The organism is Chryseobacterium sp. 2987 (assembly GCF_031456375.1).
GTDB lineage: Bacteria > Bacteroidota > Bacteroidia > Flavobacteriales > Weeksellaceae > Chryseobacterium > Chryseobacterium vaccae.
In genome coordinates, this window is record NZ_JAVDUN010000014.1 from 50,356 (window position 1) to 72,700 (window position 22,345).

25 protein-coding genes and 1 other RNA gene are annotated in these 22,345 nt (G+C 37.0%); 21 read left to right on the forward strand and 5 right to left on the reverse strand.

The window, feature by feature from the left end; translation table 11 throughout:
• Positions 1-28: 28 nt before the first annotated feature.
• Positions 29-517 carry a hypothetical protein gene (locus J2Y40_RS23340; protein ID WP_153392591.1) on the reverse strand — a complete coding sequence of 163 codons (489 nt, stop codon included), beginning with the start codon at positions 515-517 and terminating at the stop codon, positions 29-31.
• A gap of 198 nt (positions 518-715) precedes the next feature.
• Here J2Y40_RS23340 and J2Y40_RS24045 point away from each other — a divergent pair, with 198 nt between their 5' ends.
• The gene (locus J2Y40_RS24045; RefSeq protein WP_409017740.1) at positions 716-850 is read left to right on the forward strand and encodes a bacteriocin-like protein; all 135 of its coding nucleotides are present in this window, start codon (positions 716-718) and stop codon (positions 848-850) included.
• A gap of 66 nt (positions 851-916) precedes the next feature.
• On the opposite strand, the gene J2Y40_RS23345 is transcribed toward J2Y40_RS24045, so the two are convergent.
• Positions 917-1,471 (reverse strand): hypothetical protein, encoded by a 555-nt coding sequence (locus J2Y40_RS23345; RefSeq protein ID WP_310001716.1) that lies wholly within the window; start codon positions 1,469-1,471, stop codon positions 917-919.
• Between the two features lie 154 nt (positions 1,472-1,625).
• Here J2Y40_RS23345 and J2Y40_RS23350 point away from each other — a divergent pair, with 154 nt between their 5' ends.
• From J2Y40_RS23350 to J2Y40_RS23360, 3 genes are all read left to right on the forward strand, one after another.
• Positions 1,626-2,138: a DUF421 domain-containing protein gene (locus tag J2Y40_RS23350; protein ID WP_153392586.1), complete on the forward strand. Its 513-nt coding sequence runs from the start codon at positions 1,626-1,628 to the stop codon at positions 2,136-2,138.
• Positions 2,139-2,142: 4 nt separating this feature from the next.
• On the forward strand, positions 2,143-2,637 hold the full coding sequence (locus tag J2Y40_RS23355) for a GNAT family N-acetyltransferase (RefSeq protein WP_153392583.1): 495 nt from the start codon (positions 2,143-2,145) through the stop codon (positions 2,635-2,637).
• Positions 2,638-2,797: 160 nt separating this feature from the next.
• Complete coding sequence (locus J2Y40_RS23360; protein ID WP_153392580.1) at positions 2,798-3,031, forward strand: hypothetical protein; 234 nt, start codon at positions 2,798-2,800, stop codon at positions 3,029-3,031.
• 43 nt (positions 3,032-3,074) lie between these two features.
• On the opposite strand, the gene J2Y40_RS23365 is transcribed toward J2Y40_RS23360, so the two are convergent.
• On the reverse strand, positions 3,075-3,389 hold the full coding sequence (locus tag J2Y40_RS23365; RefSeq protein WP_310001721.1) for a DUF4286 family protein: 315 nt from the start codon (positions 3,387-3,389) through the stop codon (positions 3,075-3,077).
• 148 nt (positions 3,390-3,537) lie between these two features.
• Between J2Y40_RS23365 and gyrA the strand changes: the two genes are divergently transcribed.
• Complete coding sequence (gene gyrA / locus J2Y40_RS23370; RefSeq protein WP_153392574.1) at positions 3,538-6,126, forward strand: DNA gyrase subunit A; 2,589 nt, start codon at positions 3,538-3,540, stop codon at positions 6,124-6,126.
• A gap of 28 nt (positions 6,127-6,154) precedes the next feature.
• Positions 6,155-7,183 carry a tetratricopeptide repeat protein gene (locus J2Y40_RS23375; protein ID WP_310001724.1) on the forward strand — a complete coding sequence of 343 codons (1,029 nt, stop codon included), beginning with the start codon at positions 6,155-6,157 and terminating at the stop codon, positions 7,181-7,183.
• Positions 7,184-7,242: 59 nt separating this feature from the next.
• On the opposite strand, the gene J2Y40_RS23380 is transcribed toward J2Y40_RS23375, so the two are convergent.
• Positions 7,243-7,767, reverse strand: coding sequence for a nucleoside 2-deoxyribosyltransferase domain-containing protein (locus tag J2Y40_RS23380; RefSeq protein ID WP_310001725.1), 525 nt, complete (start codon positions 7,765-7,767; stop codon positions 7,243-7,245).
• A 197-nt stretch (positions 7,768-7,964) separates the two neighbouring features.
• On the opposite strand from J2Y40_RS23380, the gene J2Y40_RS23385 reads away from it, so the two are divergent.
• The 4 genes from J2Y40_RS23385 to J2Y40_RS23400 all read left to right on the forward strand — a co-directional run bounded on the left by J2Y40_RS23385 (position 7,965) and on the right by J2Y40_RS23400 (position 11,050).
• Entirely contained in the window at positions 7,965-8,801 is an 837-nt protein-coding gene (locus tag J2Y40_RS23385; protein WP_153392568.1) for a 1,4-dihydroxy-2-naphthoyl-CoA synthase, read from the forward strand.
• Between the two features lie 72 nt (positions 8,802-8,873).
• Complete coding sequence (menA, locus tag J2Y40_RS23390; protein ID WP_153392565.1) at positions 8,874-9,803, forward strand: 1,4-dihydroxy-2-naphthoate octaprenyltransferase; 930 nt, start codon at positions 8,874-8,876, stop codon at positions 9,801-9,803.
• A gap of 16 nt (positions 9,804-9,819) precedes the next feature.
• Positions 9,820-10,266 (forward strand): SRPBCC family protein, encoded by a 447-nt coding sequence (locus J2Y40_RS23395; protein WP_153392562.1) that lies wholly within the window; start codon positions 9,820-9,822, stop codon positions 10,264-10,266.
• A gap of 97 nt (positions 10,267-10,363) precedes the next feature.
• Positions 10,364-11,050: a metal-dependent hydrolase gene (locus J2Y40_RS23400; RefSeq protein ID WP_153392559.1), complete on the forward strand. Its 687-nt coding sequence runs from the start codon at positions 10,364-10,366 to the stop codon at positions 11,048-11,050.
• A 115-nt stretch (positions 11,051-11,165) separates the two neighbouring features.
• Here J2Y40_RS23400 and ffs read toward each other — a convergent pair.
• An RNA gene (ffs, locus tag J2Y40_RS23405) (signal recognition particle sRNA small type) lies at positions 11,166-11,263 on the reverse strand.
• 130 nt (positions 11,264-11,393) lie between these two features.
• Here ffs and J2Y40_RS23410 point away from each other — a divergent pair.
• From J2Y40_RS23410 to J2Y40_RS23460, 11 genes are all read left to right on the forward strand, one after another.
• Positions 11,394-11,993: a DUF4199 domain-containing protein gene (locus J2Y40_RS23410; protein WP_153392556.1), complete on the forward strand. Its 600-nt coding sequence runs from the start codon at positions 11,394-11,396 to the stop codon at positions 11,991-11,993.
• A gap of 18 nt (positions 11,994-12,011) precedes the next feature.
• Positions 12,012-12,962 (forward strand): glycosyltransferase family 2 protein, encoded by a 951-nt coding sequence (locus tag J2Y40_RS23415; RefSeq protein WP_153392553.1) that lies wholly within the window; start codon positions 12,012-12,014, stop codon positions 12,960-12,962.
• Positions 12,963-13,079: 117 nt separating this feature from the next.
• Positions 13,080-14,048: a hypothetical protein gene (locus J2Y40_RS23420; protein ID WP_153392550.1), complete on the forward strand. Its 969-nt coding sequence runs from the start codon at positions 13,080-13,082 to the stop codon at positions 14,046-14,048.
• A gap of 146 nt (positions 14,049-14,194) precedes the next feature.
• Entirely contained in the window at positions 14,195-14,779 is a 585-nt protein-coding gene (locus tag J2Y40_RS23425) for a hypothetical protein (RefSeq protein WP_310001731.1), read from the forward strand.
• A 3-nt stretch (positions 14,780-14,782) separates the two neighbouring features.
• Positions 14,783-15,415 (forward strand): WD40 repeat domain-containing protein, encoded by a 633-nt coding sequence (locus J2Y40_RS23430; protein WP_153392545.1) that lies wholly within the window; start codon positions 14,783-14,785, stop codon positions 15,413-15,415.
• A 369-nt stretch (positions 15,416-15,784) separates the two neighbouring features.
• Positions 15,785-17,011: a DUF4280 domain-containing protein gene (locus tag J2Y40_RS23435; RefSeq protein ID WP_196782921.1), complete on the forward strand. Its 1,227-nt coding sequence runs from the start codon at positions 15,785-15,787 to the stop codon at positions 17,009-17,011.
• Complete coding sequence (locus J2Y40_RS23440) at positions 16,995-17,684, forward strand: hypothetical protein (protein WP_185151930.1); 690 nt, start codon at positions 16,995-16,997, stop codon at positions 17,682-17,684. Before J2Y40_RS23435 ends, J2Y40_RS23440 begins: the two co-directional genes overlap by 17 nt.
• A 47-nt stretch (positions 17,685-17,731) precedes the next feature.
• On the forward strand, positions 17,732-20,044 hold the full coding sequence (locus tag J2Y40_RS23445; RefSeq protein WP_153392539.1) for a DUF2235 domain-containing protein: 2,313 nt from the start codon (positions 17,732-17,734) through the stop codon (positions 20,042-20,044).
• Positions 20,044-21,096: a DUF2931 family protein gene (locus J2Y40_RS23450; RefSeq protein ID WP_153392536.1), complete on the forward strand. Its 1,053-nt coding sequence runs from the start codon at positions 20,044-20,046 to the stop codon at positions 21,094-21,096. Before J2Y40_RS23445 ends, J2Y40_RS23450 begins: the two co-directional genes overlap by 1 nt.
• A gap of 163 nt (positions 21,097-21,259) precedes the next feature.
• Positions 21,260-21,589, forward strand: a complete 330-nt coding sequence (locus J2Y40_RS23455) for a hypothetical protein (protein WP_185151929.1) — start codon at positions 21,260-21,262, stop codon at positions 21,587-21,589.
• A 27-nt stretch (positions 21,590-21,616) separates the two neighbouring features.
• Positions 21,617-22,345 (forward strand): DUF3667 domain-containing protein, encoded by a 729-nt coding sequence (locus J2Y40_RS23460; RefSeq protein WP_153392531.1) that lies wholly within the window; start codon positions 21,617-21,619, stop codon positions 22,343-22,345.

The following is a 22,345-nucleotide window of genomic DNA, read 5'->3' on the forward strand; positions in this document are numbered from 1 at the left end:
GATTCTTTTTTTATATCCAATTCTGAAGTTACAAAGAAGAAATATAAACCTCTATTTTTGTACCGTCATAATTAAAGGTTCCATCCTCAGTATTGCGTTTGCCCAGAACCCATTTCATATCGGCCGGAACCGACCAGGTTGTTCCCAGTTTAAAACCATTTACAGACCGGATTTCGGCTCCGTTTCCGGTACTTAAAGCAGAATGAAACCATGTTTTATCTTTTAATCTGTAAAAACCGATTGCTTTTCCTTTGGGAATAACAGAGTAGCCGTCCCATTTTTCTCCTTCAGGATAGTTGAATTTCTTCAGCCAGCCCTGTCCGCTATACATCGTAAGTTCATCTGGAGTAATTTTGGCTCCCAGCATATACATTGTATAACCTACGGCATCGTGGCATACTCCCTTATTGTAATGGATGATGTCATCGCTGCCTTCAATAAGAGAATTTCCGATCCTGGCTTTACTGATAGAGTCCATTTGCCCGATATGAGCTCCCTTGGGTGTAATAATTTCCATATTAATTTTGTATTGATGTGATTGTTAGGTGCTTTAAAGATAGGGAATTAAAACCAAATGATTTTTTATCATCGATTTATGCTTTAAATGCTACATTTTTTTTATTAAAATCTATAAATAATGAAATTTTTGAATAGTATCATGTAATAATTAATAATGATATTCGTTTTAAATTCAACAATCATAAAATTTTAAAATATGAAAAACTTAAAAAAATTGACAAAAACAGATCTGAAAGCCGTGTATGGAGGACAGCCTAAAATTTACTGCTTTTATTGTGAAAGGTATAATAGAACAATATGCAGTGAAATTCGTCTCTCTCAGTGCCCTTAAAAAAACCGCCTTATCATAAGGCGGTTTTTTTTAAGTATCTCGCTCTGAGAAGGTAGGGCTTTATATTTATTGAGCGTTTCTAATAAACTCATTCAGTGTGGTTTTAAGATCTTTAGAATGAGCAATGGTATCAAAAATAATATTATCAATCTTCCAGCCCTGTTTTGAATTAACCAGATGTATATGGTCTGTCCAGATCATTTTTGGCGGACTTGCAGTATATTCAAACTCCACGGCAGCATCAGCAGTCGCTTTATCAGCACTTATATTTGTAGATTTGATCCTGTAGCCGGTATATCCTTCATATAAACTTGAGAAAACAGCCCCTTCAAATAGCAAAGGTTTTTCATCCGGATGATCACTGTTCTTTACTTTCTCAATATCTGCTTTTGATGTATTGATCGCTGTTTCCAGGGTTCTTTTCAGATCAGGAGAAAACAGGCTGTCAGAAAAAGACTGATGATATAAAGCTTCATTAGAAGTTCCATATTGAGTATAAAGATCATTCACCTTTTCAGTAACTGCGTCATTCCCATTGCCTGATGAAGGTGAAGGTCCGGCTTTATTGCATGCTGTGAAAAAGAGGATCATACTTAATGATAAGAAGAATAGTCGTCTCATAGAGTGCTTATTACTTAAACTCAATTCCAAAACCTGTACCAAAGAGCGTGGAGAGTACCATTCTTACTTTTATTTTTAGGATGAATGTATTTTGCATGAATACGTCCGTATAATAACAAAAAATCAATACATTTGATTATATAAAAAACTTTTCGTGGATCCTATTCTTAACGTAGTTGTCCGTTCGCTGTGCGTCTACCTTTTTATGGTGATTGCGATACGGCTTTTTGGGAAAAATCAACTTTCACAGCTGAATGCCGGAGATGTTGTTTTATTGCTTCTGATCTCTAATGCCGTTCAGAATGCAATGGTAGGTCCCGATACATCCCTTCAGGGCGGCCTAATTGCTGCGCTTGTTCTGTTCGTTGCCAACTTTATTTTAAAACGTTTCATGTTTGCCAATCATAAATTTGAAACATTTATGGAAGAAGATCCGGTGGTTCTGATTAAAGACGGGATTATTGATCAGGTGGCTTTAAACAGAGTGAAAATTACCCGTGATGAACTTGAAGAAGCCATCCGTGAGCACGGTGTTGAAAAAATAAAGAATGTAAAGCTGTCTATTTTAGAAGTAGATGGCAACATCAGTGTGATTTCAGAAGATGAACAGGAAAAACAGACCCATTATTCAAGAATCAAAAGAAAGAATAAAAGAAAATACCATTAAACAGATGAATTACGAATTAAGAGAAATGCTTCCCGCTGATGAAGCTAAAGTGCTGGAAATTTTCAGACAGGGTGTAAACGGAGGGATTGCTACTTTTGAAACAGAAATCCCTACTGCTGAAGCCTGGAATATGGAATATTTCAATGACTGCCGTTGGGTATTGGAGAATGAAACAAATGAAGTGGTTGGATGGTGCGCTTTAAAGCCTGTCAGCAAAAGAGAATGCTTTAAAGGAGTTGCTGAAGTAAGTATTTATTTCGATAATAATTATCAGGGAAAAGGTTTAGGATCGGTTCTCTTAAAAAAACTGATTCTGGATAGTGAAGATCATGGTTTCTGGACGCTGCAGATTAATATCTTCCCTGAAAATGAAGCATCCATAAGATTTCATCAGAAAAATGGCTTCAGAACGGTGGGAGTAAGAAAGAAAATAGGAAAGCTCAATGGGCAATGGAAAGACGTGATCATGATGGAGAAAAGAAGTGAAAATATCGGATAAATGATAAAGAGTCGCAGAAAGATCATAATCATGCCTTGAAAATGAGTTATAAGTAGTAAATAATAATTTTTTAATTGTTAATTCTTTTAATATCTCAATAATTGAACTACTTTGGCATTAACATTGTTATTTCCACTACGAAATTTGAAAAAGTGAGAAAATGAAAGGTTTGATTAAAATGGCTGGAGTAGTAACAGTAATGTTGATGCTGACATCGTGTGTTGTTCACGACCACCAGGTAAGAAGAGTTCCGCCGGGACATGCTAAAAAAATGTATGGGGGAAGTGCAAGGTACTATGCACCGGGACATGTGAAAAAAAGAGTGTACTACTATGACAATGACGATAGAGGTCACCGTCATAAGCACAAAGGCCACAAACATCACAGAGATTAAAAAAAATTAAAAAGCCCTGATTTTTCAGGGCTTTTGATATGTATTACATTCTGGATTTTTTAGGATTCAGGAATGTATTGAAGATCATAATCTCCTGTCCGAATTTCTTTTCAACCCTCTCAGCGATGTTTACCATCTCACTTTTAATGAAATCTTCACGAAGATCATCATTATCAAACATCAGAAGAAGATTGTAATTCTTGCCTTCTTCAATATAATCGCTGTGTACTTCCGACAGGATATACTTATTGACATCCATCAGGTTTTCTGCCATCAGGACCAGGGTTTCATCAATATAATTTTCCCATTCTTCAATATTGTTTTTCGTGCAGTGGAAAGTTATACTTAATAGGCTCATATTTTATGAATTTTTAAGATTTTGTGGATAAATTCTAGGGCAAAAATCGGTAAAAATTTCGTAAATTAGCCCGTTAATAAAAATTGGAAATAAATAATTTTCAGACGCACAGCTAAAGGTCTGACTGTCATTATAATAAAATTTGTTTATGCAAAAAGAAGGAGAAAGACTGATTCCTATCAACATTGTTGATGAAATGAAGTCGTCTTATATCGATTATTCGATGTCCGTTATCGTGTCAAGAGCACTTCCGGATGTAAGAGACGGCCTGAAACCCGTTCATAGAAGAGTACTGTATGGTATGTATGGACTAGGGGTTTTTTCAAATAGAAAATACTTGAAATCTGCGAGAATTGTTGGGGACGTTTTGGGTAAATACCACCCGCACGGAGACTCTTCTGTATACGATGCAATGGTGAGAATGGCTCAGAACTGGAGCTTACGTTACCCGCAGGTAGACGGACAGGGGAACTTCGGTTCAATGGATGGAGACCCGCCTGCAGCAATGCGTTATACCGAAGCAAGACTGAAAAAAATCTCTGATGAGGTGCTTGCAGATCTTGATAAAGAAACCGTTGATTTTCAGAATAACTTTGATGATAGTTTACAGGAACCTACCGTTCTTCCTACCAAAGTTCCTAACCTTCTGGTAAATGGTACTTCAGGAATTGCAGTAGGGATGGCCACCAATATGGCACCACATAACCTGTCTGAATCAATTGATGCAATTTGTGCTTACATTGATAATAAAGAAATTACCATTGATGAGTTAATGCATCATATCACAGCACCGGATTTCCCTACAGGAGGTATTATCTATGGATATGACGGGGTAAGAGATGCTTTCCATACCGGAAGAGGAAGAGTAGTGCTGAGAGCGAAGGTGAATTTCGAAGAAATCGGAAACAGAAACGCAATCATTGTTACAGAAGTTCCTTACCAGGTCAATAAAGCAGATATGATTGCCAGAACTGCTGAATTGGTTAAAGATGACAAAATTCAGGGGATTCATGAGATCAGAGACGAATCGGACAGAAATGGTCTGCGTGTTGTTTATGAACTGAAAAATGATGCGATTCCTAACGTTGTTCTGAACCTTTTATATAAGTATACAGCGCTTCAGACGTCTTTCAGTGTTAACAATATTGCCTTAGTTAAGGGAAGACCGGAACAGCTGAACTTAAAAGATATCATTCATCATTTTGTAGAGCACAGACATGAGGTGATCGTAAGAAGAACCAAGTTTGAGCTTAAAAAAGCAAAAGAAAGAGCCCACATTCTTGAAGGTTTCATGAAAGTAATCGGAACCCAGGATGCATTAGACAGGGCAATTTCTATCATTCGTCACAGTGCAAACCCTCAGGCAGCAAAAGAAGGCCTGATTGAAGCATTTGAGCTTTCTGATATTCAGGCACAGGCAATCCTTGATCTTAGATTGGCACGTCTTACAGGAATGGAGCTTGATAAGATCCGCGACGAATATGATGCGATCATGAAAGAGATCCTGAATTTGGAAGAGATTTTGGCTAATGAAAGCAGAAGATTCGAGATTATTAAGGAAGAGCTTATTGAGATCAAAGAAAAATATGGCGACGAAAGAAGAACGGAAATTGATTTTTCAGGAGGTGAAATGTCCATCGAGGATATCATCCCGAATGAAGCAGTAGTTCTTACAATTTCGCATGCAGGATACGTGAAGAGAACTTCCCTTTCCGAATATAAAATTCAGAGCAGAGGAGGAGTAGGAAATAAAGCCGCAACAACAAGAGATTCCGATTTCCTTGAATATATTGTTTCTGCAACCAACCACCAGTATATGCTGTTCTTTACAGAAAAAGGAAGATGTTACTGGCTAAGGGTATTTGAAATCCCTGAAGGTTCCAAAACTGCTAAAGGAAGAGCCGTACAGAACCTGATTAATATTGAACCGGACGACAAGATCAAAGCATACATCAGAACCAACAACTTAAAAGATGCTGAATATGTCAATCAAATGAGTGTAGTAATGGTGACTAAGAATGGTACCATTAAGAAAACATCACTTGAAGCCTATTCAAGACCAAGAGTAAACGGGGTAAATGCTATTGAGATCAGAGATAATGACCAGTTATTGGGAGCTTACCTAACTAACGGGACTTCCCAGATTATGATTGCTACCAAAAATGGTAAGTGTATCCGTTTCCCTGAAGAAAAAGTAAGAGAAGTAGGAAGAGGTTCCATCGGAGTACGTGGTATTGCCATGGAAGACAATGATGAGGTTATTGGTATGATTGTTGTGAACGATGTAGAGAAAGAAACCGTTCTTGTAGTATCTGAAAAAGGATACGGCAAGAGAACAGCTGTAGAAGATTACAGAATCACCAATAGAGGAGGAAAAGGAGTTATTACCCTTAACATTACCGAAAAAACCGGAAATCTGATTGCTATTCAGAATGTGACAGACGAAGATGGATTGATGATCATCAATAAATCGGGTGTTGCCATCAGAATGGGTATGGATGAAATGAGAGTAATGGGAAGAAATACCCAGGGAGTAAAACTGATCAACCTCAAGAAAAATGACGAAATTGCAGCCATTGCAAAAGTAGCCATGGATAAAGATGTAGAAGAAGATTCTGAAGAAAATGAAGAAGGAACAGGAAGTCTTTTCGATAACCAGGAAAACGATAATACAGAGCCTCAGGCTGAAAATGAAACACCAGCAGAGGGAAATGAGAATTCTGACTCTGAAGAATAAATTGTACAATTAATATAATATAGTTATTATGAAGAAACTCATTTTAGGTATTGCTATCGTTGCTTCTGCATTCGTTTTCGGGCAGAAAGGCGATGTAAATGCCCAACTGCAGGCGGCTAATAAGGCTGCTATGGATGCGTATAACGCAAAAAACTATACCGCAGCAGCTCCTAAATTTGTAGAAGTTTACAACTTACTGAAAGGAAGCGGGCAGGATGACAAGATTTATATGTATTATGCAGGGCTTAGCTATGCGTTGGCAAACAATAGCGATGAAGCGATTAAAATTTATACAGATTTAATTAATTCAGGCTTTACAGGTATCCAGACAACTTATACTGCTAAAGAAAAGAAAACAGGAAACGTTGTTCCTTTGGATAAAACAACCTGGGATCTTATGAAGAAAAATTCTGATTATTCAGATTTTAAAACAGAACAGACTCCAAGTGTTGAACCGGATTTGTATGAAACATTAACCACTCTTCTCTTAAATGCTAAAAAACCGAATGAGGCTTTAGCAATCATTGAGAAAGGATTGGCGAAATACCCTAATAACGCGAAACTGAAAGATGCTCAGGGAACTGCTTATTATGCATCAGGAAATACAGATAAATTTATTTCTACCCTTAAAGAGCAGCTGGCTAAAAACCCGACTGATGCCACAAACTGGTACAACCTTGGGGTAATGCAGTCTAAAAATCCTGCAACATCAGAAGATGCTATTGCGTCATTCAAAAAAGCAATTGAGCTTAAGCCTGATATGAATAATGCTCACCAGAACCTTGTTTATACAGTAATTGGAGATGATTCTAAAACGGTAGAGCAGATCAATGCTTTAAGAAAAGATAAGCCGGACGAAGCATCGAAACTTATCGATGCAAGAAGAGAAAGATTTGCTAAAGCTTTACCTTATGCAGAAGCATGGTACAAAGCATCTCCGCAAAATATTGAAGCTGTTACTGCTTTAAAAGAAATTTATGTAGTAACTAAAAATATGGAGAAAGTAAAAGAAATGAAAGCTAAAGAAACAGAATTGGCTGCAAAACCAAAACAATAATCCTTTAGTTTGACTATACAGAAACCGGAACAGAAATGCTCCGGTTTTTTATATTTTTTTTATTCTGTCTTTTCTTTCAGGGCCTTGATCAGCATGTCAATAGATTCATATCGTTGGACCTTATATTTTTCACAGACAATATCAACATTTCCTTTCCTCCAGTATCCTTCAGGGCAGACCACCATCAGTTTATTTGTTCTGGCATAAAGTCCCAGTTCCAGTAAGCTTATCGGGCTTTGGGATTTAGGGGTGAAGTACATGATGATGAGATCTGATTTTTCTAATGCTTCAAGTTCCCATTCTACCTGTTTCCTGAAATTAGGTTCAGTGCTCACAGGTTTCCAGTCCTTATTCCAGTCATCCCGCCTTGGATTAAATAATATAAAATTCTTTTCAGATAATTCCCTGGTAACTTTGGCCTGCCAGTCTTCAGCATTGCCCATATCAATGCTGCCGCCCAGAAATATTTTTAACCTTTTATCTTCAGTAGGCAATGCTGCCGGAGATTTTATAACCGTTACTTTTTGAGCAGATACACCCCATGATAAAAGGATAAATGCTAATGATAGAATAAGTTGTCTCATCAAATTTTTTGTTAAATGTAGCTTAAGGGATATTATACATTCTTCATTCTAAGGTAGAAAAAATATTCCATACCATTCTTTTAATCTCAATCCTGAATTTTAAACAAAAATATCCCATAGATTTCACAGTTATTATCATCAAAAATCAATGTTAAAATTCTCTGCAATTCCGTATCTTTGAGAAAAATTTTTACAAAATGATTGAGTGGAAAACCGCCAAAGAATACGACGATATTACCTACAAAAAATGCAATGGGGTAGCAAGAATTGCTTTCAACAGACCGGAAGTGCGTAACGCTTTCAGACCTAAAACAACCTCAGAACTTTATGATGCTTTTTATGATGCTTCAGAAGACCCTTCCATAGGAGTGGTTCTCTTATCAGGAGAAGGACCGAGCTCAAAAGATGGAGGTTGGGCTTTCTGCAGCGGAGGAGACCAGAAAGCAAGAGGACATCAGGGATATGTAGGAGAAGATGGAAGACACCGTCTGAATATTTTAGAAGTTCAGCGTCTGATCCGTTTCATGCCAAAAGTGGTTATCGCAGTTGTTCCGGGATGGGCAGTTGGCGGAGGACACTCTCTTCACGTAGTTTGTGATCTTACCTTAGCAAGTAAAGAACATGCTATTTTTAAACAGACTGATGCTGATGTTACCAGCTTTGACGGTGGTTACGGATCTGCTTACCTGGCGAAAATGGTAGGTCAGAAAAAAGCCCGTGAAATATTCTTTTTAGGAAGAAATTATTCTGCTCAGGAAGCGTTGGATATGGGAATGGTGAATGCCGTAATTCCTCACGCAGAACTGGAAGATACCGCTTATGAGTGGGCTCAGGAAATCCTTGCAAAGTCTCCGACTTCTATCAGAATGCTGAAATTTGCTATGAACCTTACAGACGATGGAATGGTTGGCCAGCAGGTATTTGCAGGAGAAGCAACCCGTTTAGCTTACATGACCGCGGAGGCTCAGGAAGGAAGAAATGCATTCCTTGAAAAAAGAAAACCAAACTTCGGGGAAGATCAATGGATCTCATAACATTGTCGATGGGTAATCAGTAGTGATCACTATTTCATTACCTATTACCCATTGCTCATTACTTATAAATTTATGACTGATTGGATAAAAGCCGCGAGGCTAAGAACTTTACCGCTTTCCCTAAGCGGAATTATTATGGGAGCTTTCATCGCCAAATGGAGGCTTTACAGAGAAGGCGGAACCTGGGACTGGAAAATTTTTGCTCTGGCTCTTCTGGTAACCCTTTTGTATCAGATTTTATCAAATTATGCCAATGATTACGGTGACGGAGTAAAAGGAACCGACGCTAAAAGAATCAATGAAGCAGAAGCAAGAGCAGTAGCATCAGGAAAGATTACAGCAAAACAGATGAAAAATGCGGTAATCCTTTTTTCTGCACTTTCTTTTATTGCGACAGTTGCTTTATTATACACAGCCTTCATCCCTGAGTACATGAATGAATTTTATATCTTCATCGGGCTGGGAGTAGCCTGTATTTTAGCAGCAATAGGGTATACGGTAGGTAAAAAACCTTACGGATATATGGGACTGGGAGATATTTTTGTATTTATCTTCTTCGGACTGGTTTCCGTGTGTGGAAGTTATTTCCTGTTTACCAAAACTTTCAGCTGGGATATGTTATTACCAGGAACAGCTATTGGAATGATGAGCATGGCGGTTCTTAACCTTAATAACATGAGAGATATTGAAAGTGATAAGTTGTCAGGAAAAAACAGTTTCGCATTGAGAATCGGTTTCAAAAATGCCATGATCTATGAAATGATCCTGTTACAGCTTCCACTGGTTCTGATTCTTATATTTTTAGGCGTGAACGGATTTATTCAGGCGCAGAATTACTACGCTTTTATTGTAATGATCCTGTTGTTTCCGCTGGCGAAACTGAGAAGAAGCATCATGGCTGTAAAAGAACCAAGAGAATTAGACCAATATCTAAAGCAGGTGGGAATTATGACGTTTGTAATGGCAATTCTTACAGCAGCCGGACTTAATTTATTCAACTAAATCTAAATATTATATCATGAGTTCTAGTATCTATGTTGAAGCTCAAATGCTTATCAGAAAACCGGTTGATGATGTCTTCGAAGCATTTATCAACCCTGCAGTAACTACTCATTTCTGGTTTACAAAATCTACCGGGAAATTAGAAGAAGGTAAAACAGTGACTTGGGAATGGGAAATGTATGGAGTATCATCTGATGTAAAGACCCTTCAGATTATCCCGAACCAGCTGATTAAAACCATCTGGGGAGATCCTTCAACGAATGTAGACTACGAATTCCGTGTAATGGAAAAAGGAACCCTTGTTGTGATTAAAAGCTATGGATTCAGCCAGACCGGTGAAGAACTTCTAAGGCAGGTCAATGACAATACAGGAGGATTTACTACAGTTTTAGACGGTTGTAAGGCTTATCTGGAACACGGGATCAACCTGAATCTTATAGAGGATAAATTTCCGCAGCAATAATTCCATTCTTAATTACCATCATATGGACCTTTATGAAAATACCAGTCTCATGAGTTGAGGGGTATCAATGATATTTAAAACTAAAATAAACTTAAAAATGAAAATACAATTCTTAGGACAAAACTGTTTTTTGTTCACGTACAAAGACAAAACCATTCTGAGTGACCCCTTTTACAACTATAAAAAAGCGGAATCAGGGTTTGATATCTCTGCTCAGAAAATCGATTATATCCTGCTTACCCATGCGCACGGTGATCATATTGCAGATGTAGAGGAAGTCCTTCAGCATCATCCTGAAGCCACCATTATTGCAGTTCCGGAAATCTGCGGATACTTTAAGACAGCAAAAAATACAGACGATGTGAACCTCGGAGGGTCAGCAAAAATCGACGATCTTAAAATTTCCATGGTTCCGGCTCACCACACGAGTTCTTTTCCGGATGGAAGCTACGGAGGCGTTCCTGTAGGATATATTTTCAGACTGCCTGAAGGCAAGAACATCTATATGGCGGGAGATACCGGTGTAATGGCTGATATGGAGCTGTTCCCAAGACTTTTCGGGAATATTGATCTTTCTATCCTTCCCATCGGAAGCCATTATACCATGTGCCCGAGAAAAGCAGCTTTTGCCGCCGCAGAATTATTAAAAACTCCAAAAGTAATAGGATGTCATTTTGATACATTCCCTGCTATTGAAATCAATCATGAAAATGCATTAAAGCATTTTGCAGATAAAAATGTAGAACTTGTATTGCCAAAACTGGGTGAAGAGTTCGAATTTTAAATAGAAACAGGGTAGAGGTAATTTGAAAGTTAAAAAATGAAAGTAATGCAGAAAGGATTAAAAACAAAAAAAGATAATCATCAAATTACCTCTCTCTTCAATTTAAACCAAAAAAAAATGGCAAGCTACCTAAATCACACCGCTACAACCGATTACCTTTGCTGCGTTCCCACCCTGGAGGATTCTCAGGAGCTGGTTGTTTAGGACTTGCCGTTGCAAAGGTAGGAATAATTTATAAACTTCAAAACTTTATTAAAGAAAATTAGTCGAAAAAATGCAGTGGTAAAGCTAAACAGCTGACATTTAAGGAAATAATTTTTCACTTTTTTCTAAAAAATTAAATATGACGAAAAGTCCATCAACACTAGGAATTTTACTTTTTATCGCTACAATGATCATATTTTTTGTAGCCTATTTCTTCTTTTCAGGAATCAACTATTTTGATACGTCTTTGAAAATCAATGCTTTTGTTCTTCCTCTTTTGTATGCAGGAGGAGCCTTCTGGTCTGTGAAATCTTTCTGGAATAAAAATAAAGTAGTTAAATTTAAAGATGCTTTCAAAAGAGCTTTCGTTCCGATGTTTATTGGAGGAATTCTTTCTATTTTCTGTATTTATTCATTCCTGAATTTTGTAGACACAGATGCCAAAAAGCTGCTGAACTATCAGTATGTGCAGAGGCAAAAAACAGAATTGGATACAGAATATAATTCTGCAAGAAAGATCCTGAAGCATCAGAAAGACATTGACGAACTGGATCAGAAGTACAAAGAAAGACTTCCTAGTTTCTCTCCGGAAGCCGTAAAGGGAAAAGATATGCTTACCGCAAGTCATTTTTCAGGATATTTTGCCGCAATTCTTATATTTTACGTAGTTTTGTCGGTATTTTTCGGAGCATTCTTCAGAACAAGAACTGTGTACGAAGAACCAACAATCAAAGAATAATTTTTTATCAAAAATTAAATGAATTTATCTATAGTTATTCCGTTACTTAACGAGGAAGACTCTCTGGAAGAGCTTTTTTCAAGAATCGATAATGTCTGCAGAACAGCCTCTCTTTCTTATGAGATCTGGTTTGTAGACGACGGAAGTACAGATTTGTCGTGGAGCATCATTGAGAATTTAAAAATACAGCATCCTCAAATCCACGGAATTAAGTTTTCCAGAAATTATGGGAAATCACAGGCGCTTCATGCTGCCTTCGAAAGAGCCCACGGAGACGTGGTGATTACCATGGATGCTGACCTTCAGGACTTTCCGGAAGAAATTCCCGAGCTTTATAAAATGGTGGTTGAAGACAATTATGACATCGTTTCAGGCTGGAAAAAGAAGCGTTTTGATAATGTCATGACGAAAAATGTACCGTCAAAACTGTTCAATGCGGCGGCCAGAAAAGTTTCAGGAGTCTATCTTCACGATTTTAACTGTGGCCTGAAAGCGTATAAAAAACAAGTAGTAAAATCCATTGATGTATATGGAGATATGCACCGCTACATTCCGGTACTCGCTGCCAATGCAGGATTCAGAAGAATTACAGAGAAAGAAGTTCAGCATCAGGCAAGACCTTACGGAACCTCAAAATTCGGAACAGAAAGATTCATCAGAGGTTTTCTGGATCTGGTAACCCTTTGGTTTGTAAGCCGCTTTGGAGGAAGGCCTATGCACTTTTTCGGAGCAGTGGGAACTTTGATGTTTATTGTAGGATTTCTTTCAGCACTTTGGCTGGGGATTTCAAAACTGATTGATGTAGCCAGAGGAATTTACGGACATCTGATTACCAATAACCCATGGTTCTATATTGCACTGACGATGATGATGATGGGAACATTGCTGTTTATAGCAGGATTCCTGGGAGAAATGATCATCAGAACGAACAGGGAGCATAAAAATTACAATATTGATGAAGTGATTTAATAAATTTAACATAAATCACTAATTTATAGATACTCTTAAAAAACATATGTTTTTTAAGAGTATTTTTTTTGATTTCATCAATTCCTTTTCCGATATTCGTAATGATAAATAAACTCCATGGAAAGCATTAAAATAGAGATCAAAGATCTTGTAGATATTGACTCTATCTCAAAAGAATATAATATTTCAAAACATGAGCTGATCTCGTTTCACAACCGGCACTGTGCTCTGCATGAGCTGCTTCCCGAAAATCTGCCCAAATACATCAGCAGTATTTACATTCCTGTAGAAAAATACAATACGTGGAAAGAAAAGCAGCTTCCGGCTTCCCGTATCACCAGTCCGGGAGCATCAGAAAAGCTTACATATGGAGTTCTGATCACCCAGCAGCCATCGGAATTACAGATCGATTATCTTATTGATATCCAGAAAAAGGCTGAGAATAAGATTTCAGTTTCCCGTCAGAAGCTCTTCGTCAATAATAATGAAGTAGGAATGATGGTTGAGAAAATGATGGAAACGGCCGGAGAAGCACTATATCCGCTGCAGATGTCCCTGAATAAGAAAGGAAAACCAGACCAGATAGAAAATGCTGAAGAAATACAAACCCGCTGGACAGAAACATACCGCCCCAAAATTAAACAGTATTATGTGGGAGAGGTTACAGACGGGCTTGTGGCCAGATTTGATCACTTTTACGAAAATATAGCAAACGGAGCAGGAAGTTTACAGCGTAATATATTTTATCCTTTGTTCTTTATGCCTCTTTATGATTCATATCCTGATTATCAGAAAAAAGAACGCCTGGATTTTTATTTTCCTTCCTTTGGGGAAACCGTTTCTTATGATGCTGTTTTTTCACTTCAAAGAATTTTTACAGACCGTGGAAGAATAGTTGTTCAGGTAAAAGGTGAACAATACTATGATGAAATAAGTCTGGATGAAGACAAAGGAAAAATAGATCTTGTTTATCAGCTGGATAAAGGAGGAAATATATTTTCAATTACAGGAGCATTATCAACATTCTATGATAATCAGGAAATTAAGATAGGTATTGAGATCTACCTTCAGGAATCTTATCTCTAATGAATCCATCATAAAAAATAATACTACATAAATACTTTTTAATCTCCGAAGTCTCTGTCCGGAGCTGATATATTCTGCCGTAATATGGAACTGGATATTACTTCTACAGAAATTGTCTCGAAACAAATACAAAAAAATAGATAAAAATGAATGCAAAGCAAGCTAAGGAAATCCTGAAAAATCGATTTATAGAGTCAAAAGATGAAATGTTATTTGAATTTATTACGGATAAAGAAGTTTTTGAAGCATTGTTGTTGAACGGGATTTCTCCAAATAGTTCTGATAATTCTTTTAAAAAACCAATATTAAGCATTGCCTATACCAGAAATGAATATAACTCGTTTAAATTACTGTTAGATCATGGGGCTGATCCTAACATAGAAATGGAGACATATTATTCATCTGAGATGAAGTGGCCCCTTGTTTTTTCAATGGTGAGCTGTTATCCTCAAGATAAAAGATTTTTTAAAAAGATCGTTAAACACGATGTTAATTTTGATGCTTTGGATGTAAATAAAAATAATTCATTACTCCATGCAAGTCTGCTGGCCTCATCCCCATCTGTAGAAATGGTTGAATTTTTATTAAGCAAAGGGGTTGATCGTACTCTTAAAAATAATGATGGATTTACAGCAATGGATATTGCCCAAAAACGATATGAATCTTATTCTTCCTGGAGCGAGGAACTGCAGGAAAAATGTGCAATTATCATTGAACTTTTAAAACAATAATGAATGAATATCGATTATGAAATTTATTATTCACATCCAAGTATAAGTAAAGACGGATGCCTTGAAGCTGTAGGAGAAAAAACACTTACGCTCTTAAATACCGAAACCGGCAAGAAAGTTATTTCTTTTAGCGGGCATACACATGGGATTAATTGCTCGGACTTTTCTCATGATGGTAAATATGTACTGAGCGGATCCGGAGATAATTGGTCTCCATACGACTTTACAGTAAGAATATGGGATATCGGCAGTGGTAAAATGTTCGCTAAATTTAAAAGTAATTATGCCGGAATTATTGATGCTAAATTTGCTCCCGATAACGAACATGTGCTGATATTGGATCATGATCATATTTTTTACAGATATTCCATTTCTCAAAAAAAAGTAATTCATACACAGAGACCCAAATGTTTAGTTTTGCCCACAAAAGGCAGCTCTGTAGTTAAAGATGGAAGAATTATTATCCACAAAGAACTTATAGCATCGCTTATTGATAACAATCTTGTTTTTTGGGATTGGAATTCCGGAGTCATTAAACATAAGTTAGACGGAGTATATGGGTTGGGGAAAATAACATTTAATGAAAACGAATGTACTGTGATTTTTAATAATGAAAAGTACAGTTTTAGCCTTTAGGATAACGGAGCGATTAAATATAAGTCAAATAATAAAAATAGTATCAGGTGTTATCAATTTTCTATAATAATCAATAATTTAAAAAATATATTGAAATATATCGTCAGGAATCTTATCTTTGATATACCAAATCATAAAAAAATATTAATATGCAAGTACTTTTTGATCCCTGAAGTCCTAGCCGGACCTGATGTCTTTTTACAGTAATACTGAGCGATTGCCCAGATATTACTTCTACAGAAAATAATCCGTGTTTTAAAATAAATTCTTTGCAGTATGTTGTGAAGAAATTTGAGGTATAAGCCTTCTGCAAACCAATTTTCTGAAGAAAAACACAGTGGAGCAAAAGTATAGAAAACACCAAAAAGGATGAGTGAGAAACATTTGGTTTGCCAGGGTGCCATCTGTAAGTGCCAGTTCGGAACAGCTCCGGATAAGCTTATGGTAAAGACCCAGAGCAAACGCTACATCAACGATAAAGACGGCAGCGAAAAATTAATGGCCACTCACGTGGACATCGGGACAACTTTTGAAAAAAATACCTTCGGAAGCTGTGCTAAAATGAATAACAATCCCTGTACACCTACAGTGACAAAATGGGATGGTTATTATGACAAAATCACAGTGGAAGACAATGGCGGAAATGCTCTTCTTGAAGACAGTAAAGCCACCTGTGCCATCAGCGGAACTCCGAGTATAGAAATTATATTCCATGGACAAACCGCAGAACCCACCCAGCAGAATGTGGATAACGTACGTCCTGAAGTGGCCGCACAGCTGTTACCTGCAGAAGAAGATAATACCGAGTATATCTATTATACCAAAGAAGGATTATATCTGGGCGGCTTAGAGAAAAGCGCCAAAATATATCTGGCTACGCAGGAGGAATATGATAAAGTAAAGGCAGATAAGAAATGGTCGGGAATTAATATTGAAAAGAGTCTGTTAAAAGAAAAAGAAGCCGCTATTACTAATGAAAAGTTTGTTGAAAAAGCATCCACCATATACGGAGAAAGTTCAGCATACAGAGGTAATGTTGAAATGGAAACAGAGCTTGAAAACGAAATGCTTGCCATAGCCTGTGTTCATAAAATCAATAAAGTGGCTTATGGGGTTAACAGCAAGCAGGCTGTTTTATTCAGAAATACAAAAATTGCAGAACGCAATGAGACGAAGAAACAGTTAGCCGTAGCGGCTATCATCCGTTCATTAACTACAGATGAAGATCCGAGTAACGGAGCGACTATGTGGGATGGAGCCGAACAGGCAGCTTTTCCGGCTACTGACGACAGATATTCAACAGGGAAGTTTGAAATCCATATGAATACCATGGGATGGACGATTTCAGATGCGCATCACACCAAATGGCAGACAGGAGTTGAAAGACTGGGAGCCACCTTTAATGCACCCAAAGAAAAATATACTCCGGGCAAAAATCCTAACAATAAATATGCAACTGAAGGTACCATTGCTCTGGAATCAAGGGCGGTATTTTTAGGAACTATTTTTTGGAAAGAATTAAAAACAAGAAAGAAGAAACCCGCTGAACAAAAGAAACCTAATGAAAAAAAGAAACCCAATGAGAAAAAGAAATAACCTGTATTTTTTTATCGTATTCTTTTTTTACCTCGGCTGTAAATCTCAGAAACATGATTATAAAGTCATTCACTCAGGTAATAATGAGATTATGACCACCTATTATTTCCATTCTGATCATGCGGAATATGCAAGGGTGTACGGAAATTCTGCTGAAAGCGACTCTTTAACTTTTAACCGTGATAAAAACGATCTGATTGTAAAAGAATTCAACTATGATGGGAAACAGAAAAAGAGGGTAGCAGGCGGAAATATTAAATATGTCGATTACTATACCAGTCTTTCGGACATTGTTGTGTCGGGAAATCCTTTATCAGTGGATGAAGTTCCGGTTAATAACTTCAATTTTACAAAGAAAGATCTGGAAATAGAAAATATCATCAAAGAAAACTGTAAATCAACGAAAGAAGGATACAGCGGCTGTGATTTCAGGTTTCCAAAAAGCAACGCCCTTCCATATCTGCCGGAAAGCTCTACGATAAAGGCTGCCAGAATCAAAAAAGGAAAAGACGGACTGGAGGAAATTGAAGTGCAGGGAAAATATGATGATAAAACTTTTCAATACAAAAGAAACTATTATTACGATAATAAAAGAATAAAAAAAATAATTACCTCTGTAAAAGATAATACCTCGACAGATTCTTATGAAGATTCTTATTCTGTGAAGAATTGATTGAAGGTAAGTTAAACAGGATGAAAACTAATTAAAATTGAATTATCATGGTTATTACAGGAGATACACGCCCGGTTGCCGGGACAAGTTGTGCCTACGCACTTACTTCAGGAGGTAAAAAAGTTACCACAAAAGAATGGAAAATAGAATACGGAGGCAAGGTGCTGGCTACGAGTACCAGCGGCGCATTTAAGTTCAATATCAGTCTGGCTGGGAAAACCGTAAAACTGACTGCAATAGCTGTGCAAAATGGCAAACAGAGCCCTTATTCCATTAATCTGACCATCCTTGCAGAAAAACCTAAAATTGTGTCCGTAGAATGGCAGGATTCCAATGGAAAAGCTATTGGAAAACGAAAAGTGGGCTATCTGGATAAAATAACACTCAGCATAAAAACGGCCAATATTCCTAAAGGGGATACCCTCAAAATTTCTGTTTACGAAGATGATACTACGGGAGACCGCGCCATGGGAACCTATACAAGCAGTGCTGTTAATGAAAGAGGCTATGCGTTTCTATATTTCAAGCAACTGAATTTATACCAGACCAAACTGAATGACGCTGACTGGGTAAACGAAAGTGAACATGAATACTTTGTAAAAATAGTATACAAAAACCATATAGACCAGGCAGAAGAAAAAACGCAGCTGGTGGTAGAAAATGAACTGAAAAAACATATTGACCAGCCCAAACCAGCCAATAATCCTTTAGTGGTAGGAAAGACCGAGGCTCAGATAAAACCTAAGAAGAGGGCTGTTAATTTTACATTTGGAGTGTTTATAGATGGAACACTGAATAATATGTATAATACAGAGCTTAGAAAAAAAGCAGAAGGAAAAGCGCAATCTGACACAACCGGTCTTAATAGAGTAATTCTGGCAAGTACTGTATATAATAAACATGGAGATGCTGATGATCAGGAAAGTAGTTATGAAAATGATCTTTCAAATCCAGCAATCTTATTTAAAAAGTATAATGAGGATAAAGGTAAAAAATTATTTAAGGTTTACACAGAAGGGATAGGGACAAACTCAGCTCCAAGAGCGCAAGGAGTAGATCTTACAGCTGATGATTATGAAGATGATGATGTTATGCAAGGCCCAGGTTTTGGAATGGGAAGTGCTGGAATTAAAGACAGAGTAAGAAAATCTATTCGGGATGTAAGAGAATTTATATCATCTAATATTTCACCAAGCAACGAAGTTGTAGGAACAATAGTTTTTGATGTATTTGGATTTAGTAGGGGAGCAGCGGCAGCACGCCATTTTGTACATGTTGTTACACAGGGTGCCTACAAACCCAAAGTGACTTATAGTAAAGAGACTATCAATGCCCGGGATATGTTTGGTTATAGCCTTGATCAGTCTTATGCTTACAAAATGATGCCGGCATATGGATATCTCGGACAGTTGCTTGATGAAGCAAAGCTTATGGATGAGCAGATGAAAGTTGTAATCCGTTTTGTCGGAATTTATGATACAGTACCACATTACGGTATTGCCCAGTCTAATGATAATAAGCAGCTTGGGCTGGATGATGTAAATAGGGCTAATTATGTAGTACACATGGTAGCAGCAGATGAGCATCGTGCCAATTTTAGCTTGGTTAATATTTCGTCCGTTACCAAAACATCTCCAGAAAGTTGTAAAAAAGGAGGAATAGAATTATATTATCCGGGAGTTCACTGTGATGTAGGAGGAGCTTATGAAGAAGGCCGTCCGGATAATCCTAAAAGGATAGATGCGACGATATTTGCAAGCAGTCTGGAACCTTTACGGTCTGAACTGATCAGACAGGGCTGGTTTAAAGAAAGTGAACTTACTATTATTCAGGATCCTTTTTACAGACCTACCATTAATAATTTCCGTTTGGAAGGAAACAGGAGAAAAATCAGTAACCAGTACAGCTATATTCCTCTGCATATCATGGCTGATTTCTGTAATAAGAAAGCAGTTCCTATTAATACGACAGCCTTATTAGAATTTAAAAACTTCAAAGGGAACTGGATTACTGGAAATGTTCAGTTCTTAGAAGCCATTAAGACCAGATTAGAAAACTATTCTTTCAAAGGAGGAGAACCTTTTGTATTTGTTGAGCCGCGTGTTCATAATGAACCACCTATTGTATATGCAACAAACAGTCCGGATGCAGCCCGGTATGAAAGAGAAAGAAGGATGCGTGAATATGAAGGACAGGCAAAACTGAATGCAGAAGCTGACAAAAAGAATGAATGGATTAAATTCCTTCGTAATAATTATTTGCATTGGAACTCAAGATATGGACAAAAAGCCTCTGAAATTCCTGTTCAGAAAGATCATCCTAATATAGAAAATGGAAAAAGGAAAAGAATTGTGTACTAATGAAAATACTATTAATCAATCTGCTGTGTGGGATACTCTTATTACAAAGCTGCAGCAAAGGAGACAAACAAATGAATATAGAAAATAAAAAAGATTTTTCCTATGCTGTAACATTTTCAGCAGCCACCGGTTTTACAGCGGAAGTACATGAAGGTTATCTGGGTGATGAAAATAAGAAACTTATAAGTGGAGTTCCAAAAGGTGGAATGGAAGATGGACCGTGGCAGTATGATGGCGCAAAAGCAGGACAGGGAGGAAATATTATTCCATCTTACATTGATCTTACGTATGTTGCCTATGCAGAGAAAAAATTTTATAGAGTAGAAGGGGTTCTTCCCAAAGACAAAATTCTGGAAGAATTCAAAAAAGGTTTTTTAATTCAGGAAGGCCTGGATGAAAATGGAAATGCTAAATGGATTCAGGGAACTTATACTGAAATTGCAATTGGTGCCGCTCCTGGCGGTGTTATAATAGTATGGCTGTCAGGCAACCACCACAGAACAGAAATTTGTCGTCTGCAGGCTAAAGAGACCACTGTAGATGTCAATGATTTTTATGATAATCCACATAACAGGACCCAGCAGGGATTCTTTGAGGAATTATACAAGATTTCAATTCCTGACAGTATTAAAACTGAAATTGAAAAAACCGGAATTCCCTATGGGTTATGGGACAAATATAGGGAAAAGTATAATTACCGCTTTAAGCTTCATCCTTACGATGAGAAAGATACTTTTGTTCAAATTTATCGTTTGAATTATAATGGAGAATCAGAATACTTAATCGGTGCAAAAGCGGCTGAAGTATATAAAAAAGATGCAATACCTTATAATGTGATCTTTATGATGCAGAAGTATAGCGCAGAAATAGGATTTAATGATGAGGAGCTGATGAAAATATTTGAAAATTTCAAAGAAAAACATTCTGGAAAGCCTATAGATATTGTATTGGTTCCTTCATTTATGTATAAGGATATTAAGGTATATGCAGAATGTGATGGTGAAAAAGTAGAATTGAAAAAAGTAAAGATTGTTGAAATCTGGGGAGGGTAAAATATACCAATTATAAATTTTGAAAACATAAATAAGCACCTGAAAATGGTGCTTTTTCTTTATATTTGTAGAAGTGTAGGATTCAGAAACCAGAATGTTGGTGTAAGTTTTTAAACGAATATTGAAAATCAAATTGGCCAGATTTTTTTTAACATGCTTTGCCTTGTTGCTCCTGTCTTCCTGTAAAATACAAAAGCTGGAAGGAAGCTGGGAGTTTATTGAAGTGTATGATAAAGTACTCAACAATGTAGATACCCTGAAAAATAAAGAAAACCACTCTAAAGCAGGAACCGGAACTTTGATTTTCCACAACAATGGATCTTTTGAGGTCATGGAAAATAAAGGAAGCTACTGGAATAAGAAAAATGTGTTGAAAATGAAATACAGCCAGAACAAAGATACAATTGTTATGAAAATTTCCTATGTAAGCCGTGATCATCTGCTCTTATCAGATGAGAAGAAACCTACAACCTGGTTTTACAGAAGAAAATAAAGTGAATATAACCTTAACTGATAAAGGATGAGCAAAAAAAGCTGTCTGAATTGCGGTCATAAAATCTACGATGAGTTTTGCCCTCATTGCGGACAGAAGTCGGATACAGGAAGAATAACAACCCGCACACTCATCAAAAGCGATATTCTGGGTTCAATCTGGCACATAGAAACCCGATTCTTCAATACCGTAAAAGACATTTTGTTCAGACCCGGAAAAACAGCAATGGATTATATCTCAGGAAAAAGGGTTAGGTACTACAATTTTCTTTCGTTGCTGCTGATTCTTTTCAGTTTCAACGTCCTTGGGCTTCACTTCTATGAAAAATTAGCACCGCCGGAAACCCTGGCCGAAGATTCGCAGGTAAAATCATTTTTCTCAAACTATTCCAAAACAATACTTTTTGTTATCATTCCGATGCTGGCCTTCAATGCTTTTTTTCTTTTCAAAAGAATAAAATTGAACATTGCCGAGCATTTTATCATTGGAACAGTAAGCCTTTTAGGAATTTTAATCCTATTTTTGTTAAATGATATTGTAAGTCTCATCGGGCTGTGGAAGCCTGTGACTAAGATTTTTGATGTCCTGGACAAGATTTTATTTGCTCTTTTTATTCTGTTTCCGGCAGTTACCTATTGGAATGCTTTTAAAAATTCATATTCAAAACCGGGCCTGCTATGGAGAACAGCAGTTCTTTATGTTCTGATGGGAGTAGAAAGTCTTGCTATTGTAATGATTTTATATAGAATATTTTAA